This is a genomic window from Sorangium sp. So ce385 (genome assembly GCF_051474135.1).
Taxonomy (GTDB): Bacteria; Myxococcota_A; Polyangia; order Polyangiales; family Polyangiaceae; genus Sorangium; species Sorangium cellulosum_D.
Map to the genome: position 1 here is coordinate 6,497,943 of NZ_CP150337.1, position 17,058 is coordinate 6,515,000.

Annotated in this window: 9 protein-coding genes and 3 rRNA genes (1 of these 12 cut by a window edge); 5 read left to right on the forward strand and 7 right to left on the reverse strand. The window is 72.2% G+C overall.

Annotated elements, in window-relative coordinates; translation table 11 throughout:
* Positions 1-798 precede the first annotated feature (798 nt).
* From WME83_RS23740 to WME83_RS23750, 3 genes are all read left to right on the forward strand, one after another.
* Positions 799-2,037 (forward strand): alpha/beta fold hydrolase, encoded by a 1,239-nt coding sequence (locus WME83_RS23740; protein ID WP_437321556.1) that lies wholly within the window; start codon positions 799-801, stop codon positions 2,035-2,037.
* A 270-nt stretch (positions 2,038-2,307) separates the two neighbouring features.
* Entirely contained in the window at positions 2,308-3,912 is a 1,605-nt protein-coding gene (locus WME83_RS23745; protein WP_437321557.1) for a hypothetical protein, read from the forward strand.
* A 43-nt stretch (positions 3,913-3,955) separates the two neighbouring features.
* Complete coding sequence (locus WME83_RS23750; RefSeq protein ID WP_437321558.1) at positions 3,956-4,708, forward strand: ABC transporter ATP-binding protein; 753 nt, start codon at positions 3,956-3,958, stop codon at positions 4,706-4,708.
* Between the two features lie 339 nt (positions 4,709-5,047).
* Here WME83_RS23750 and WME83_RS23755 read toward each other — a convergent pair whose 3' ends face one another.
* Positions 5,048-5,986, reverse strand: coding sequence for an LpxL/LpxP family acyltransferase (locus WME83_RS23755; RefSeq protein WP_437321559.1), 939 nt, complete (start codon positions 5,984-5,986; stop codon positions 5,048-5,050).
* Between the two features lie 365 nt (positions 5,987-6,351).
* Between WME83_RS23755 and WME83_RS23760 the strand changes: the two genes are divergently transcribed.
* Positions 6,352-6,990, forward strand: a complete 639-nt coding sequence (locus tag WME83_RS23760) for a response regulator (protein WP_061622272.1) — start codon at positions 6,352-6,354, stop codon at positions 6,988-6,990.
* Positions 6,991-7,074: 84 nt separating this feature from the next.
* On the opposite strand, the gene WME83_RS23765 is transcribed toward WME83_RS23760, so the two are convergent.
* Both WME83_RS23765 and WME83_RS23770 read right to left on the reverse strand, forming a co-directional pair.
* Positions 7,075-7,347 (reverse strand): hypothetical protein, encoded by a 273-nt coding sequence (locus tag WME83_RS23765; RefSeq protein WP_061622273.1) that lies wholly within the window; start codon positions 7,345-7,347, stop codon positions 7,075-7,077.
* A 293-nt stretch (positions 7,348-7,640) separates the two neighbouring features.
* Positions 7,641-8,975, reverse strand: a complete 1,335-nt coding sequence (locus tag WME83_RS23770; RefSeq protein WP_437321560.1) for a hypothetical protein — start codon at positions 8,973-8,975, stop codon at positions 7,641-7,643.
* A 720-nt stretch (positions 8,976-9,695) separates the two neighbouring features.
* Here WME83_RS23770 and WME83_RS23775 point away from each other — a divergent pair.
* Positions 9,696-9,992, forward strand: a complete 297-nt coding sequence (locus WME83_RS23775) for a KGG domain-containing protein (RefSeq protein ID WP_437321561.1) — start codon at positions 9,696-9,698, stop codon at positions 9,990-9,992.
* 168 nt (positions 9,993-10,160) lie between these two features.
* On the opposite strand, the gene WME83_RS23780 is transcribed toward WME83_RS23775, so the two are convergent.
* From WME83_RS23780 to WME83_RS23795, 4 genes are all read right to left on the reverse strand, one after another.
* Entirely contained in the window at positions 10,161-15,101 is a 4,941-nt protein-coding gene (locus tag WME83_RS23780) for an Lhr family helicase (RefSeq protein WP_437321562.1), read from the reverse strand.
* A gap of 675 nt (positions 15,102-15,776) precedes the next feature.
* Positions 15,777-15,893 (reverse strand): 5S ribosomal RNA (rrf, locus tag WME83_RS23785).
* A gap of 209 nt (positions 15,894-16,102) precedes the next feature.
* A 5S ribosomal RNA gene (gene rrf, locus WME83_RS23790) occupies positions 16,103-16,219 on the reverse strand.
* A 128-nt stretch (positions 16,220-16,347) separates the two neighbouring features.
* Positions 16,348-17,058 (reverse strand): 23S ribosomal RNA (locus tag WME83_RS23795); it runs 2,296 nt beyond the window's last position.

A 17,058-nucleotide genomic window follows, 5' to 3' on the forward strand; every position in this document is an offset into this window, starting at 1 on the left:
TCCAACTCGCGCCGAGCGCCTCCCCCGGCACTTTGGAGACGTCAAACTGCGTCGCCCTGCCGCGGCTCGCCCCATTCCACCTCGCGCCGAACGGCGACGGCTCCCTGCCTGGCGCGATTTCGATACGTCATGGCCCTCATCCTCAAGCAGGGTCGCAGATTGAGAGCGAACACGCGGGCTCCGCGTGTATGCCGTCACGACCGGAGAATGGACTTCGATGCTCGATGGCCCATCCTTCTGGAATGCAAGCACTGAAGCTCCAGGTCGTCGGACGACATCATCGTCAGCGCCCTGCCCGCCCTCTCTCCGTTCCGAGGGCAGCGAATCGAGCTCATCGCGCTTGGCGAGGCGCAGCCGCCGGCCCAGGTCGCGCCGGTCGCAGGTAGAATGCTCGGGCAGATCAAGATCAAAGACGATTTCGACGCTCCGCTCCCTGCCGACATCAGGCGTGCGTTCGAGGGAGACGAAGCTTGAAGTGGTGGATCGATAAACACGTCGCGCTCTGGTTCGCTTCCGGCCCCGGATGATCGCGGCCGGAGGTCCTCGATGCAGTCCAGGACCCCGGAGTCAGGACCTGATCTCGGTCGCTCCGCGGCCGGAGCACGCGATCGAGAACTCCATCGGACGGCTCTTTGCGTGTCCGCGAGCGTGCGTGTGGAGATGCCCCTGAGCGTACGTGACAGTCGCCTGGGTCGGATGAGCCATGGGCCGTGTCCAGCGTAGCTCGCCCTGCACCCCGATCGGCCTGTCGAGCCACGCCGGGCTAGATCGGCACGGCAGCGGTACTACAGTGCGCCCGTGCCTCGACCTCGACCTGGCCCCCGCGCCCGGCGCACCTCGACTCCCGGCCCCCGGCGCCTCCGCGCCGCGCTCGCCGGCGCTGCGGCGTGTCTCTCGGCGTGCTCCGCGTGCTCCACGCCCTCCTCGAGCGTCGACGGCGGCGACCTGCTCGGCGTCTTCGAGCGGGACGCCGGCGCAACCGCGGCCGACGGCGGGCAGCCGCAGCCGACGGCGCGACAGGACGCTGGCGCCCGCGCCGCCGGTCCGGCGAGCGCGGCCGCGGCGCCGCAGAAGCCGCCCGCGGCGAGGCCGCCCAGCGAAGGCAGCTGCGTCGCCGAGCAGGGGCGCCCGGGGCGAGAGCTCCGCAAGACCCTCGGCAGGCCGCCCTGCCGCGGCGCCCAGGTGCTGGAGACCCGCGACGCCGAGGGATCGCCCCGCTACGCCTGCGTGATCGCGCCGAGCGGCGTGGAGACGCGCGCGCCGCTGCCGCTCATCGTCTTCTTCCACGCCGACGGCGACAACCCGACGAGCGTCGACAAGGAGACCGGCCTCCGCAAGCTCGGCGCCACGTGGAACCTGACCGGCGACCCCGCCCACGCGGGCTTCATCGTGCTCGCCCCCCAGGGCCGCGCCTTCAAGACGCCGAGCCAGGCCGAGCGCGAGCGCGGCACCAAGATGTACACGCCGGTCGCGCCGTTCGACGTCGAGTTCACCGGCGAAGACAACGTCGACGTCGCGACCGTCGACGCCTTCGTCGACCAGCTGCTCGAGAAGAAGCTCGTGGACCGGCGGCGCATCTACGCGCTCGGCGCCTCCTACGGCGGCCACATGGCGGCGACGTACGCCATGATGCGCGCGGACCGCGTCGCGGCGTTCGCCACCTTCGGCAGCGACGCGCCGCCCGCCGAGTGGGCGTGCCCCGGGCCTCCGCCGCCCGCGATGGCGATCTACCGCGCCTGCGACGACATGTTCTCGTGCGAGTCGGTCGAAAGGTGGCTGCGCGCGCGCGACGCGGCCTCCGCGCAGACCGCGTTTCTGCGCCTCGACGAGGCCGGCAGGGACGAGCCCCATTGCGCGCTCAGGAACCGCTGCTCCGCCAAGAAGGGCGCCATCAACCACGCGCGCTGGCCGAAATCGCGCGAAGCCGATCTGCTCCGCTTCTTCGCGGGCCACGTCCTGGCGATCGGCGCGGATACCCCGACCGCCGAGACCGCCGCCCCCCGCCCCGCGACGCAGACGGGCGCCGCCGGACGCTGACCGGCGGACGCGAACGCGCGCTGGCCTGCGCACCCGCACACCGCCCGACGCAAACGCTCGCCGACTGGCGCAGCCGCGCGCTCAACGAACGCAAACGCGCGCTCACGGACGCTGATCGGCGCAAAACCCACACACTCGAACGCTGACGCCGTAAGCGCACGCTCTCACTGCTCATCCCACGTGCACGCCGGGCTTTTCCGCACGTCGACACTGCAACGTTGCGGTGCGGCGTTGAGCGGAGCCGGCGTGTTGTCGTAGTGTTGCTCCCCGATGTCTGCTCAGGTCCAGTCCATCCTCACCCCCTTGCCGGTCGGGATGTCCGTCCCCCCCGGCACGCTCCGCGCCGAGATGGAGTCGCGCCGCGCGACCGGTCGCCGCTTCGACGTCCGCGAGGCCATCGGCCTCGTCGTGCCGCTCTGCACGCAGCTCCACGAGCTGCACGCGCAGGGGCGGACCATGTTCGTTCACCCCTCGAGCCTCGGCTACGGCGCGGGCGGCGCGCTCCAGCTCATCGAGGAGCTCGCGCACACCGCGCCCCTCCTGCCGCGCGACCGCGCGTGCCTCGCGCCCGAGGAGCGCAAGGGCACCGAAGGCGACGCGCGCGCGAGCGTCTTCGCGATCGGGGCCATCCTCTACGAGCTGCTCACGAACAGCAGCGTGGGCCCCGGGATGCGGCGCCCGGCCGACGTGGTCCCCGACCTGCCGCCCGCGCTGGAAACCGTGCTCGGCAAGTCGCTCGTGGCCGATCCGAGCCACCGCCCGGCGGACCTCGCCGCCCTCGCGCAGGCGCTCTACCAGATCGCCCCGGCCGCCTCGGAGCAGCCGCCGAGCGCCGATACGTCGCACCTCGACGGCGACGGCGACTTCGAGGTCGACATCAACCTCTCCATGATGCCGCCGAACGGCCACCCCGAGGAGCCGCGCGTCCCGTCCGCGCCGTCCTTGCCGAAGATCCAGGCGGTGACCGGGGACGGGCCGTTCGCGGTCGCGATCCCGGTCCACCAGCCGCCGCGCCTGCGCGGCGACGACCCGACGCGCAAGCTCGCGGATCTCAAGGCCGCGCTCGAGTCCGATCCGCGGCCGCGGTACGTCGTCATCAAGGAGGGCATGGACCACGGGCCGTTCTCGTCCGTGGAGCTGCTCCAGCAGATCGCGTCCGGCTCCTTCACGGGCGACCAGGTGCTGCGCGACACGTTCTCCGGGGACGAGCGCGCGATCCAGGACTGGGAGGAGTTTGCGCCGTTCGCCGAGCAGGCGAAGCTGAACCGGGACATCGTGCAGGAGAAGCGCGCGCTCGACGCCGTGGTGACGGCCGAGAAGCAGGGCACGCAGTACAAGGCGCTGCTCGGGATGGCGCTGATGGGCGTGATCCTCGCCGCGGGCGCGGGCTGGTGGTACCGCGAGCGCAGCCACAAGGAGCGGGAGCTCGCCGTCCAGGGCGCGACCGACCGCGTCGCGATCGAGGTCGACGCGGGCCTCGACAGCGCGAAGGGGGCGGCGCGCGCCGGCGGCGGGGCGCGGCCGAGCGGCGGCGGCAGCTACCCGACGCTCGGCGGCGGCATGAGCTGTGAGGCGGCGCAGGCGCGCTACGTCGAGGAGTACAAGCTGGGCAACAACGGTCCGGCCGATCTCACGGCGGGCGCCTACGGCAACGTGCTCAACCGCGGCACGTACCTGAACGCGTGCGGCGTGCCGTCGACCATGGAGGTGAACGTCTGCGCCGCCGTGCAGAACGGCCGCGCGGTGGGCGTCACCGTCACGACCAGCCCGTCGAACCCGGGCATCGCGTCGTGCATCTCCGGGCAGATCCGCGGGATGTCCTTCCCGTCCCATCCGCGGCTCGATGTGGCCCGGACGACGTTCTCCTCGAAGTAACGGGGGTAGGATGCGGGGGCGCACGCCCCCCTCCGCGGCGGCCGTGTCCACGCGACCGATGATCCAGATCGAGCAGCTGACGAAGAGCTTCGCGGGCATGCCCGTCCTCCGGGGCGTCGACCTCGACGTGCCCGCCGGCTGCCTCTACGGCCTCATCGGGCCGGGCGCGTCGGGCAAGAGCGTGCTGCTCAAGATGATCACCGGGCTCCTGCGGCCGGATCGGGGGCGCGTGATCGTCGACGGCAAGGACGTGCACGCGCTCAGCGAGCTGGAGCTGCAGACGTTCCGGCTCAAGTTCGGGATGCTGTTCCAGAACAACGCGCTGTTCGACTACATGACCGTGGGGGAGAACATCGCGTTCCCGCTGCGCCGGCTCTACGACCTGAGCGAGGAGGAGATCGAGGAGCGCGTCGCGGAGCGGCTCCGGGTGGTGTCGCTCGCCGGGTTCGAGGACCGGACGCCGGCGGGGCTGTCGGGCGGCCAGAAGAAGCGCGTCGGCGTGGCCCGGGCGACGATCGCGCGGGGCGAGATCGTCCTCTACGACGAGCCGGCGGCGGGGCTGGATCCGGTGACGTCGCAGCGGATCTTCGATCTCCTGCGCGCGGAGCAGCGGGCGATGAACGCGACCGTGGTGATGGTCTCGAGCGACCTCGATCGGCTGCTCACGGTCACGGACCGGGTGGGGATGCTGTACCGCGGGAGGCTCATCTTCGACGGCACCACCGAGGAGGCGAAGGCGAGCGACGATCCGCGCGTGCGGCAGTTCGTCCACGGGCTGACCGAGGGGCCGCTCTAGAGCGGCAGTCACCCGCTTCGGAGACGGGCCCACCTCGACGTTTTCGGTGCTCGGCGTACTGGAGTACGCCTGCGCGCCGAAAACGCCGATCTGGGCCCGTCTCCTGTGCGGGTGACCGCCGCTCTGCGATCGTTCGGTCGTTCGGTGTACCAGGGGCGGTCGCGAACCGCTTTAGAGGTGTCTCTTGGCCATTCGCTCATGATCGTCTGAACGAGGCTTCAGATGAGGTCTGCCAGCGTGGCCCTTACGATGATTGAAAGGGATCATCGACGCTGGTTGGAGACGGATAAACGGGGGCGGGGTTTGACGCCGCGCTTCGCACGTCGCGCGTCCGGGGCTTCACCCCCCTTCACGCGGCGAGCCGCTCTCCGCCGGGGCGACGGGGCCTTCGCCGGTGAAGTGGAACCACTGCGTGGGGTGGGCCCGGACGAAGCGCTCCATCGCGGCCATCATCTCGGCCGCCGCGCGGTCCCGCTCCTCCTCGGTCGGACGGCGGGGGAGCCAGATCGGCGGCGCCACGACCGCCTCGTACTCGAGGAAGCCCAGGCGGTGCGTGAACACCGGCAGGATCGGCGCGCCGCTCAGCGCGGCCAGCGCGATCGGCCCCTCGGGCGCGCGCCAGCGGGCGCCGAGGAAGGTGACCTCCCGGCTGCGCATCCCGGGCGGCACGCGATCGAGCTGCATCGCGACGACGCCGCCGCGCTGCAGGTGCTTGAGCAGCGGCAACGCGTCCAGCGGCCCGTCGCCGATGTGCACCACCTGGACGCCATCGCGCTGCCGCGCCGCGTCCTGGATGGCGCGCGCCTCGGCGTCCCGTTCGCGCTGCATCGCCAGCATGACCCCCCCAGGGTGCACTACCCCCAGGATCTGGCCGGCGATGTCCCAGCCACCCGTGTGCGCCGTGACGATGAGGACCCCCCGGCCAGCCGCGGCACACGCGTGGTAATGCTCGACCCCCCGGGAACGCCGCTCGACCGTGTAACCGCGGCCGCTCGCGAGCAGCAGCGCCTCGGTGATGCAGCTGCCGTAGGTGGCGAACACCGCGGCGCTGTCGAGCACGTCGGCGACGCGCGACCTCGGCCCGCGCACCCGGCGCAGGTTCTCCTCGACGCGGCGGCGCAGCTCGGGGAGCGCGGCCGCGAAGAGCACCCCGAAGACCGGAGGGCTGTGGCGCACCCAGGGCTCCGGCCCGCGCGTGACGCCCGCGGTGAGGGCGCGACGCCAGAAGGCCGAGTCAGGTCGTAAACGGGAGAGGAGCGCGCCGCGTAGGCCAGGCATGAGGCAGCCTATCTAGCGCAAACATAACGGGCGAGGGAGAGGCATCGACCCAAAGCCGCACCGCCATGAATCGACCGGAGCAGCCCGCGCCGCGGCCGACGGGGCCGCCCGGGGGTCGCGCGACGCCGCGCTCCCGGACGAGGAGGAGAGCGCGGGTGCGCCCAGGCCCGATCCGCCGACGTTCCAGGCGACATCGGCCGCCGCGCCCGATTGACCACCTCGCTCGTCCAAGGCGATTGCGCGAGGAGCCGCGCGCGGTTTTCAGAAATGAAATCGCGCCCTCCAGGGGGTTCCTTACGTAGAAAACAGGTTCATGGAGCACAAAGCATTCTGTTACAAGGCCCTTTGGCAAGGGGGGATTCGACATGAATATCCTGCTCGTCGATGACCAGAACGTCGTTCGGGAGGCGCTCGCGCACGCGCTCGCATCGCAGCCAGGGGTGAGCGAGGTCGTTCAAGCCGGAAGCGGGCAGGAGGCGCTCCGGGCGCAGCAGAGCCGCCGCTGTCAGGTGGCGATCGTCGAGCTCGGCCTCGCGGACCGCAGCGGCGTCGAGCTCATCCGGGAGCTCAAGAACATCGCGGAGCTCCGCGTCATCGTGCTCTCGATGCACCGGGACGAGTTCCGGGTGGCCGAGGCCATGCGGGCCGGCGCGGACGGGTACCTGTCCAAGCAGAGCCGGCTCGCCGATCTCACGGAGGCGCTGCGCACCGTGGCCCGAGGGCGCACGGTGGTGTCGCCCGACGTGAGCGCGGCGATGGTGCGCGCGCTCCAGCGCCGCGACGCCGCCGCCCAGGGAGACATGGTGGCCGCGCTGAGCGACCGCGAGCGGCAGGTGCTCCGCCTGCTCGCGATGGGCCGCTCGGCCAAGGAGGTCGCCGCGCAGCTCTCGATCAGCGTGAAGACGGTCGAGACCCACCGGGCGCGCCTCTGCGCGAAGGTGGCGACGCACAGCGTGGCCGACCTGACCCGCCTCGCGGTGCGATCGGGCCTCGTCGAGGCGTAGCCCCCACCGAGGGCGAGCGCCCGGCGAGCGCCGGACGCTCGCTCGCGCCCACGCGACGCGCCGCGGCGGCCACCTGGGCCGCGGCTACGCCGCCGCGGTGGCGGCCCGCGGAGCGGCCCTGAGCGCCGGCAGCGTCTTTCCGATCAGCGCCGAGCCGATGGCGAACCCCGAGAGCGTGAGCCGCATGCGGAGCACGTCGACCATGCCCTGGCGATGGAGGACCGTCAGCGTACCGCGGATATCCCTGCGCCGAACGCGCAGCTTCTCGACCAGCGTCTCGAGGGTCTCAACGCGTCCTTCGCGCTGGGCAACGGCAAGCGCCTGCAGGAGAGTTGCGGCTAAAATTTTCTTGTCCATGAGAGCACCCTAAGAAGCGTCCCCATGGAGTGCCCAATTTTCGGTGACGATTTTTGATGCTGAAATGTCGCTCGCCCGTTGGAGGACGGGCGCTCCGTACTCTGCTCATCCTGCGCCCGATACCCACGTACGTGCCCTCCGGGAACGCCAGGCCACGATGTGTTCAGGCGGCCGCCATCGCAGGCGCGCCTCGCAGGAAAGATGCTCTCGGCGCGCGCGGACGGTCGCCCTCGCCGCGCGGTGGGCCGGCGAGCCGCGGTGGCGGCGGGCCGCCGCGGCGCCGCGGAGGACGGTTACAGCTTGCCCCGCGTGTAGGCCCGCTGGAGCGTCAGCTTGGGGGGACCGGACGAGAGCTCGAACGCCTCCGGACGGCCGTCCGGCGCGAGGCTGCCCACGAGGCGCATGGGGCCGAGCGAGACCGTCACTGCGCCCGACGCGTCGCGGGCGTACTGGACGTCGACGGGCTTGGTCGGATCGACGGAGGGCGCATACTCCTGCTGCTTGAAGTCGAACGAGCCCTTCTTCTTAAGGAGCCGGGAGAGCTCGGAGGCGGTGGCGACCGGCGAGGCGAGCCACGCCTTTGCCGAGGGGGTGAACGTCCCCTGGACCTTCTTGCCCTCGACCTCTCCCGAGTACTCGTATTGATAGTTCGTCTTCTGCGACAGCTCGATCCGGTGGTTCACCTGGCCCGCCGACGATTCGACCCAGACGCCGCCCTTGATCCGGCCCTGGGCGTCGATGAGCACGTTCGAGGCGTCGTCCTCGATCTGCAGGGACTTCGGGTCTCGCGGCAGGAGGGTGGCCGAGCGCGAGAGCCATCGGCGCTGGCCGCCCTCGTCCTTGAACAGATCGCTGGTCTCGAAGCCGATAGGGGCCTTGTCGATGCGCAGGATCAACGTGTCCGTGTACTCGGACTTCGGCGCAGCGCTCTTCGAGTCGAAGGAGTCGAAGATCCCCTTGGCGAGCCGCTCGAACGTGCGGACATACCCGACCTCGTCGTGCAGGCAGGCGATGGGGTGCGCCCTGTCCGCGTGCAGCGCGATCTTGAGCAGGCCGGCCGCCTTCCCGGCGGCGGTGGGGGCGAGATAGAGGGCCTGCACGAACACCGCGGGGCTCTCCCGGTGCACGCTGACCTCCCAGGGCACGACGCGGGAGACCTCCACCTTGGCGGGATCGAGGAGCTCGATGAAGTTCCTGATCACCTCTCCCGAGTCGAGCATCGTGTTGTAGACGAAGCACTCGACGGCGCTGTCCGTGCCGAGGGGGATGGTGATGGCGACGAGCTTCTCCTTCGGCTCGATCTTCGGCTCCCCTGCCCCGAACACGCGCGCCGACCAGTCCGCGGCGCGGATCTCGCGGGCAGGGAGATCGCCGGCCTCGCGGGCGAGCGCCTTCTCGAGATCGAAAGGCTCCCGCGCCGCGGGCTCGGGGCTCGGCGCAGGCGCCTCCGCGGGCGCCGCGCCGGTGGACCCGCCGCACCCGGCGAGGAGCGAGAGGGGCAGCGCGAGGAGCCCCGCGCCGCGCGCAGCGCCCAGAGCACGGCCGCGCGCGCGGCGGGGCGAGGATGTCGTCGTCGGTGAGATGAGCCGGCCGTCGTCGAGCCGAGCCCCCGGGATCGGAAGCGCCATCGTGAGGATCTCCTGCACGCCACCCCGGCTGCCCGCGACGACCCTCCGCGGGCCGCAGGCGCCGAAATGATGATGCAGCGCAACAAAAACGGCAGCGGCCCCGCGATGTCAAGACGCGACGCACCAGCGCCGCCTCCCTCTCCCACGACACACAGGTGTCAAGGACCTTCGTGGCCGAGCGAAGCAGAACCACATCGATGAAAATAAACAGTATCACAAGAACCATTCAACGGAAGCGCGCGCGCCGGTGAGGCACTCGAACCCGCTGGATTTCGCGTTCTTATCGCCGCGTGCTCGGGAGATGCCCTAAGCGGGCACGGCGCTCCCTGGAGATCTCGTGTCGGCGATAGGTCCTCTCGCCGGCTCGTGCCGATGAGCCGAGACAGACCATCGGAGAATTGCAATGAGAAAATCAGAATGCGCGATGCGTCATTCCGAGGGGCGCGGCGGCTGAGCCCGCGCCAGTTGGGGCGCCTACGCACGCCCGCACGCACAGTGAGGCAGTTTGCCGCATCGCCCGTCGGTGGATGCGCGTCTTGCCCGGGTGGTCACCGGTTGTCCGGCCTCGACGCATCGTCGGTTTCGTCCGAGCGCTCGCGCATGGCACCCGCGTTGCAGCAACGTCCAGCGTTGCCGGCAACGCCGGTGGGATGTGGCTACGCAGCAGGTAGTCACGGTCGTCGAGTGACGTTCACGTTGCAATCAATGCGAGGAGTGATCATGGGACAGAGCACCGAGACCAAGCGTGGCTTCGCGGCGATGAACGCGGAGCAACAGCGCCTGATCGCGAGCCAGGGCGGCAAGGCGGCGCATGAGAAGGGCACCGCGCACGAGTTCACGTCCGAGGAGGCGCGCGCAGCGGGCCGCAAGGGCGGCGAGGCCGTCAGCCAGAACCGCGAGCACATGGCCGAGATCGGGCGCAAGGGCGCCGAGGCGCGCAGCCAGGGGAACGGGAACCGGAGGAACCGCGCCTCGAGCCAGCAGATGAAGGCCGACGAGCAGCCGCAGCAGGGCTGAGCCGTCCCAGCGCGCCGCTCGAGATCCCTCCAGCGCCGCAAGGACCACGAAGAGCCGCCGAGGAACCACGAAGGGTCCGTCCCTTCCCGGTTGCTCGGCGGTCCTTTTTGGCAGTCACGCCCGGCGGACAGCGCGCGCGCCGCGCGGCGCGCGCGGTCGACGCGACCGTCACTCCGGGCCGTCGTCGATCCCGGCGCCGTCATCGAACATCGCAGGGTCGTCGTCGTCGAGGTCGAGGTCGCCGTCGTCCAGCGCGCCGCCGTCGGCCGCGTGCGCGCCGGCCTCGGCCGCGCTGGCGGGCGCCATCCGCCATCCGCCGGCCTGAGGCCCGGCCGGCCACGAGCGCAGCCCGGGCGGCGGCTTGAAGCCGTCGACCTCGTCCTCGGGGGAATCGCGCCCCGCCGCCGCGGCGCGGCGGGCCCAGTCGGGCGCGTTCGCGGGCGCCTGCCGCGGGCGCCACGGCCCTCGCTCGGCCGTGGGCGCGCGCTTGAGGTAGCCGTGCGACCCGGAGGTGAAGCCCGCCTCGGCCAGCGCGCGCGCCAGCGGGGAGCTGTGCGCCGGCTCGCCGTCGATCGTGGCCACGAGCACCGCGCGCCGCCGCCCCTCGGCGACGAGCCCCGCGAGCGCCGACGCGATGGCGTGGATCGCCGCGCCGCGCTCCGGCTCGGCCTCGGGCAGGAACGTGGTGAGGCTCCGCTCGGTGCGGCCCATCCACGCGAGGAGCCGGCCGTCGTGGAGGATCACGAGGGCGCCGGCGGCCCGCTGCGGGCGGACCGGGCCGCGGACCGCGCCCTCGGGCGCGCCGCCTTCGCGCGCGGCGAGCTCGGGCCAGCGGACGGCGGCGCCCCAGGGGCTCGCCGGATCCGTGGCCGCGAGGACGAGCGTGCGCGGATCGTCGGACGGCTCGCGGCAGGCCCGGAGCCGATCGTCGGCCCCGGGCACCGCGAACTGCGCGGCGCCCAGCCCGGCGATGAAGTAGCCGCGCCGCGCCTGACCGGCCTCCTCCATCGCGCGGAGCACGTCGTACACGGCCGAGAAGCCGCCCGCGAGCCCCTCGACCGCCGCCGCCTCGCGCGTGAGCACGCCGTGGCGCTCGAGCAGCGCGCGGGCGAGCGCCGCGCGGCGCTCGGTCTCGCCGGGTACGCCGGGCGGGCCCGCCGGCGCGCCGGAGGCGCCGGCTGGCGCGCCGGAGCCAGCGGGAGCGCCGGGGAACGACAGCAGCGACCAGCGGCCTTCGCTGCCCGGAGGGCCGATGCGGCGCGCCCGCAGGCCCGAGAGGCCTCGGCCCGGCGCGGGGCGATCGCGGTCGCGGCGCCGGCCGCTCGAGCGCGACTCGCGGCCGAGGGCGCGCAGCGGGGCGAGCGTGTCGTTCGTGACCTCGCCGGCCCACACGAGATCCCAGAGCGCCGCGAGCAGATCGGCGCCGAAGGCGCCCGTCTCGCGCGAGAGATCGGAGAAGAAGAGCGCGCCGCGGCGCGCGAGCGCGGCGCGGATGCCCTCGGCCAGCGGCCCCTCGGCGCGGCCGGGCGGCGGGGCGAGGTACGGATAGGCCTCGGCGAGGTAGAGCGCGACGCGGCCGTCGCCGTCGCCGACCGGCTCGACGCCGCGCCAGAGCACCTCGCCGGCCGCGCAGAGCGCGTCGAGATCGCCCGGGCGGTAGCCCTCGACGCGGGCGGGCAGGATCTCGGCCTCGAGGGCGGAGGCCGAGATCGGCGCGCCCTGGAGCTGCTCGAGCGCCGCGAGCAGGCCGTCGAGGCCCCGGCGGCGGCGGTGCAGGCCGTGCCAGTCGGCGAGGAAGCGCGCGTAGGCCTCGGGCGGGACGGGCTCGACCTCGGCGCGCAGCCGCGCGAGCGAGCGGCGCTTCAGCGACCGCAGCACCTCGGCGTCGCAGAACTCCCGGCCGCGGCCGCCGGGGAGGAACTCGCCCTCGACCACGCGGCCCCGGTCCGCGAGCCGCGCGAGCGCGGCCAGGACGGGCGCGGGCCCGAGGCCGAAGCGCCGGGCGACGTCGTCCGCGCGGAAGGGGCCGTGCGTGCGCGCGTAGCGGGCGACGAGCTCGCCGAGCGGGTCGGCGGCCGGCTCGAGGAACGCGATCGGGAGGCCGGGCGGCGGCACCACGCCGAGCGCGTCGCGCAGCCGGCCTGCGTCCTCGGCGGCGGCGATGCGGCGCTCGCCGCCGAGCTGGACCTCGACGGCGCGGCGGTCGCGGAGGAGCTCGTCGATCCAGGCGGCGGCGCGCTCGCCGGCGGCCTCGGGCGGGACGTCGGCGCCCGCCGCGCGCCGGGCGATCTCGTCGCGCGTGAGGTCGCCGAGCGAGAGCAGGAGATCGTGCACCTGGTCCTCGTGCTTGAGCGGCGCGCGGCCGTCGAGGCGCTGGAGCGACGCCTCGAGGGCCAGCACGGCGTCCGCGTCGAACAGCTCGCGCAGCTCGGCCTCGCCGAGCAGCTCGCGCAGGCGGGCGTGGTCGATGGCGAGCACCTGCGCCCGCCGCTCGGCGAGCGGCAGGTCGCCCTCGTAGATGAAGTTGCCGGCGTAGGCGAAGAGCAGCGTGGCCGCGAACGGCGAGGGCGCGCGGACGTCGACCGTGACGACGCGGACCTTGCGCGCGGCGATCTGGCGCAGGAGGTCCTCGAGCGCGGTGAGGTCGAAGACGTCGCGCAGGCACTCCCGGTAGGTCTCGAGCAGGATCGGGAACGAGCCGTAGCGCGACGCGACGGCGAGCAGGTCCGCGGCGCGCTTGCGCTGGGCCCAGAGCGGCGAGCGCTTGCCGGGGAACTTGCGCGGCAGGAGCAGCGCCCTGCCGGCGCACTCGCGGAAGCGCGAGGCGAAGAGGGCGGTGTCGCCGAGGCCGCGGACGAGCAGGTCCTCGACCTCGTCGGCCTGCGGCAGGAGCTGCTTCGCGTCGGGGGGCGACTCGGACTCGGGCAGCCGGAGGACGACGCCGTCGTCGGTCCACACGGTGTCGACGGCGAGGCCGAGCTCGAGGCGGCATTTCTCGGCGATGCAGGTCGAGAGCGGGGCGTGCACGCGGCCGCCGAACGGCGAGAGGAGGCAGATGCGGTAGTCGCCGACCTCGTCGACGAACCGCTCCAGGACGATGGCGCGGTCGCTCGGGACCTCGCCCGTGGCCGCGGCCTGGTCGCGCACGTACCGGACGAGGTTCCGCGCGGCGCGCTCGTCGAGGCCGTGCTCGCCCTCGAGCGCGCGCTCGGCGTCGCCGTCGGGCAGCGAGGCGAGGCGGCGCGCGAGGGCGCCGATGGAGGCGCCGAGCTCCGCGTTGCGCCCGGCCTGGTCGCCGCGCCAGAACGGCATCTTGCCCGGCTCGCCCGGCGCGGGGACGACGAGGACGCGGTCGTGGGTGATGTCGGTGATGCGCCACGAGGAGGCGCCGAGGAGGAAGACCTCGCCCTCGCGGGCCTCGAAGACCATCTCCTCGTCGAGCTCGCCGACGCGCCGGCCAGGCCGCGCCGCGTCGCCGCCGGCGTCGAGGAAGACGCCGTAGAGGCCGCGGTCCGGGATGGTGCCGGCGTTGACGACGGCGAGGCGCTTCGCGTCCTTGCGGGCGCGCACGGCGCCGCCCACGCGATCCCAGACGATGCGGGGCCGGAGCTCGGCGAACTCGTCGGACGGGTAGCGGCCGGAGAGCATGTCGAGCACGCCCTCGAAGCTGGCGCGGGGCAGGTCGGCGAAGGGCGCGGCCTTGCGCACGAGCGAGAAGAGCGCGTCGACGTGGAGGGTGTCCATCGAGGCGATGGCGACGATCTGCTGGGCGAGGACGTCGAGCGGGTTCCTCGGGTAGAGGGTCGCCTCGACCTTGCCCTCGCGCATGCGGGACGCGGCCGCGGCGCACGCGAGCAGGTCGCCGCGGTGCTTGGGGAAGACGACGCCGCGCGACGTGCCGCCGACCTCGTGCCCGGCGCGGCCGACGCGCTGGAGACCGGCGGCGACCGAGGGCGGCGCCTCGAGCTGGATGACGAGGTCGACGGCGCCGAGGTCGAGGCCGAGCTCGAGCGACGAGGTCGCGACGATGCACGGCAGGAGGCCGGCCTTGAGCCGCTCCTCGATCTGCTGGCGCTGCTCGCGGGCGATCGATCCGTGGTGGGCGAGCGCGATCTCGGCGCCCGCGGTGTCGTTGAGGGCCGCGGCGAGGCGCTCGGCGAGGCGCCGGCTGTTCACGAAGATCATCGTGGTGCGGTGGGCGCGGACGAGCTCGACGAGGCGCGGGTGGATGCTCGGCCAGATCGAGCGCTGCGCCGGCTCGGCCGGGCCGGTGAGCGGGCCCTCGCCGGCGCGGGCGGCCTCGGCGAGCTTGGTCATGTCCTCGACGGGCACCTCGATGCGGAGCTCCAGCGCCTTGGGGGCGCTCGCGTCGACGATGGTCACCGGCCGCGGCGCGAAGCGCGCGCCCGCGCCTGCGCCGTCGATCTCGCCGCCGCCGAGGAGCCGCGCGACCTCGTCGAGCGGCCGCTGGGTGGCGGACAGCCCGATGCGCTGCATCGGCCGGGGCGCCGATCGGAGCGCCTCGAGGCGCTCGAGGGACAGGGCCAGGTGCGCGCCGCGCTTGGTCGCGACGAGCGCGTGGATCTCGTCGATGATGACGGTCTCGACGGCGCGCAGCCGGTCGCGCGCGTTGGCGGTGAGGAGGAGGTAGAGCGACTCCGGGGTGGTGATGAGGATGTCCGGCGGCTTCTTGGCGAGCCGGGCGCGGTCTTCCGGCGCGGTGTCGCCGGAGCGCACGCCGACCTGGGGGACCCGGTACGGCAGGCCGAGGCGCTCGGCCGCGGCGGCGATGCCGGCGAGCGGCGCGCGCAGGTTGCGCTCGACGTCGATGGCGAGCGCCTTGAGGGGCGAGACGTAGAGGACGCGGCAGCGCTCGGCGGCCTCCGGCTCGGGCGAGGCCATGAGCCGGTCGATGGCGGCGAGGAAGGCGGCGAGCGTCTTGCCGGAGCCGGTCGGGGCGAGCAGCAGGGTGGAGGCGCCGTCGAGGATGGGAGGGAAGCCCAGGGCCTGCGCGGGGGTGGGCGCGGAGAACGCTCCGCGGAACCACGCCTGGGTGGCGGGGTGGAAGCGGGCGAGCGGATCGGTCGTGGAGGAGCGTTTCTTGGCCATCGGCGGCGTTGCGCGGCGCGTGAAGCCAGCTGGCAGCTGGGCGCGGCGCATCGTCGCGCCTGCTTCATGCGGCCCTTGTTGAGCGGGCGGCTACGGGCGATGCAAGAGCCATCCCTCACGGGGGGACCTGGCGCAACTGCTCGTTCGGGCCCGGTCAGCGAGGCGGAGCGCCACGGGCGCATTGCCTTGGAGGCGGCGATCCTGCCGGGGAGAGTGGTGGTTCCGAGCGGCACGCGCCGGCGGGTGGGGCCACACGGCGGGGGCGGGCGGGCGCTGGCCATCCGCCAAGACCGAGGCGTGGGAGCTTACGCTGAGAACACCACCCGGCATGTCTCCCGTCGGGCCATGCCCTCGGAGACGTCACGTCGCGCGCCACACAAGGCGCGCCTGAGACCTCGAGCCCCCCGGAACCTTATGGCACCTCGGTCGGTGCTCAGCGCGCCCGCCCGCCCCCGCCGTGTGGCCCCACCCGCCGGCGCTCAGCGAATGGAGTTGGGGGTGGGGTGCAGACGACCCCCGGGGCCGTTTCGATGGACACCGGGGCCCGTGGACGGCGTCCGACGAGCGGTGCGGGGGGACGGGCGGCGCAGAGGACGGGCGGCGTCTGGGCCGGATTTCAAAGCACAAAAAAAAAGAACCTGCGCACGGTTCGCACCATGCGCAGGTTCGAAGAAACCCCGGCGGCGTCCTACTCTCCCACCAGGTTGCCCTGGCAGTACCATCGGCTCCAAGAAGCTTAACTTCCGAGTTCGGTATGGGATCGGGTGTGACCTTCTCGATATCACCACCGGAAACTTGTGGCGCGCCCTCCCCGCGGGAGGACGCTCGGCGGAGCCCGCGCTTCGCGGAGCTCCAATCCGTGCCAATCTTGACGCGCGGCTCGCAGCCCGAAATCCGGGCGCGGCGCGCTCGCTGCTTGCCCCGGGTCCAGCTCGCGCTGTAGACCCGCGGCAGAAAAGGCCTGCGTGCGACAAAGCCAGCACGCAGGCTCAAAAAAAAAATCCCGGCGGCGTCCTACTCTCCCACCAGGTTGCCCTGGCAGTACCATCGGCTCCAAGAAGCTTAACTTCCGAGTTCGGTATGGGATCGGGTGTGACCTTCTCGATATCACCACCGGAAACTTGTGGGTGCGTCCAATCGGAACCCCGCGGAGCCCGCTATCGCGGCGCTCTACGCAGGGCCAGCTGTGTCACGCTGCTCGTCACCCGAACTCCGGGCGCGACGCTTCGATGTTTGCCTTAGAAGTATGGTCAAGCCGCACGACCTATTAGTACCGGTTAGCTCCGCCGATTGCTCGGCTTCCACACCCGGCCTATCAACCTCGTGGTCTACGAGGGGTCTTTAGGGGCCTTGCGGCCCGGGACACCTAGTCTTGAGGCCGGCTTCCCGCTTAGATGCTTTCAGCGGTTATCCGTTCCGTACATGGCTACCCGGCTATGCCCTTGGCAGGACAACCGGAACACCAGAGGTACGTCCACCCAGGTCCTCTCGTACTATGGGCAGCTCCTCTCAAGTGTCCTACGCCCACGGCAGATAGGGACCAAACTGTCTCACGACGTTTTAAACCCAGCTCGCGTACCGCTTTAATCGGCGAACAGCCGAACCCTTGGGACCTGCTCCAGCCCCAGGATGCGATGGGCCGACATCGAGGTGCCAAACCGCGCCGCCGATATGAACTCTCAGGCGCGATCAGCCTGTTATCCCCAGAGTACCTTTTATCCGATGAGCGATGGCCCTTCCATACAGAACCACCGGATCACTAACGCCTGCTTTCGCACCTGTTCGACCTGTCGGTCTCACAGTTAAGCTCCCTTGTGCGTTTGCACTCTACGCCTGGTTTCCAATCAGGCTGAGGGAACCTTCGCACGCCTCCGTTACTTTTTAGGAGGCGACCGCCCCAGTCAAACTGCCCACCAGGCAGTGTCCCCGACCCAGTTCATGGGCCCAGGTTAGATTT

Bases quoted from the DNA above. Each gene is read 5' to 3' on its own strand.
- WME83_RS23745 (WP_437321557.1), top strand. From the start codon at position 2,308: ATGTCTGCTCAGGTCCAGTCCATCCTCACCCCCTTGCCGGTCGGGATG.
- WME83_RS23755 (WP_437321559.1), bottom strand. From the start codon at position 5,986: ATGCCTGGCCTACGCGGCGCGCTCCTCTCCCGTTTACGACCTGACTCG.
- WME83_RS23760 (WP_061622272.1), top strand. From the start codon at position 6,352: ATGAATATCCTGCTCGTCGATGACCAGAACGTCGTTCGGGAGGCGCTC.
- WME83_RS23765 (WP_061622273.1), bottom strand. From the start codon at position 7,347: ATGGACAAGAAAATTTTAGCCGCAACTCTCCTGCAGGCGCTTGCCGTT.
- WME83_RS23770 (WP_437321560.1), bottom strand. From the start codon at position 8,975: ATGGCGCTTCCGATCCCGGGGGCTCGGCTCGACGACGGCCGGCTCATC.
- WME83_RS23775 (WP_437321561.1), top strand. From the start codon at position 9,696: ATGGGACAGAGCACCGAGACCAAGCGTGGCTTCGCGGCGATGAACGCG.
- WME83_RS23780 (WP_437321562.1), bottom strand. From the start codon at position 15,101: ATGGCCAAGAAACGCTCCTCCACGACCGATCCGCTCGCCCGCTTCCAC.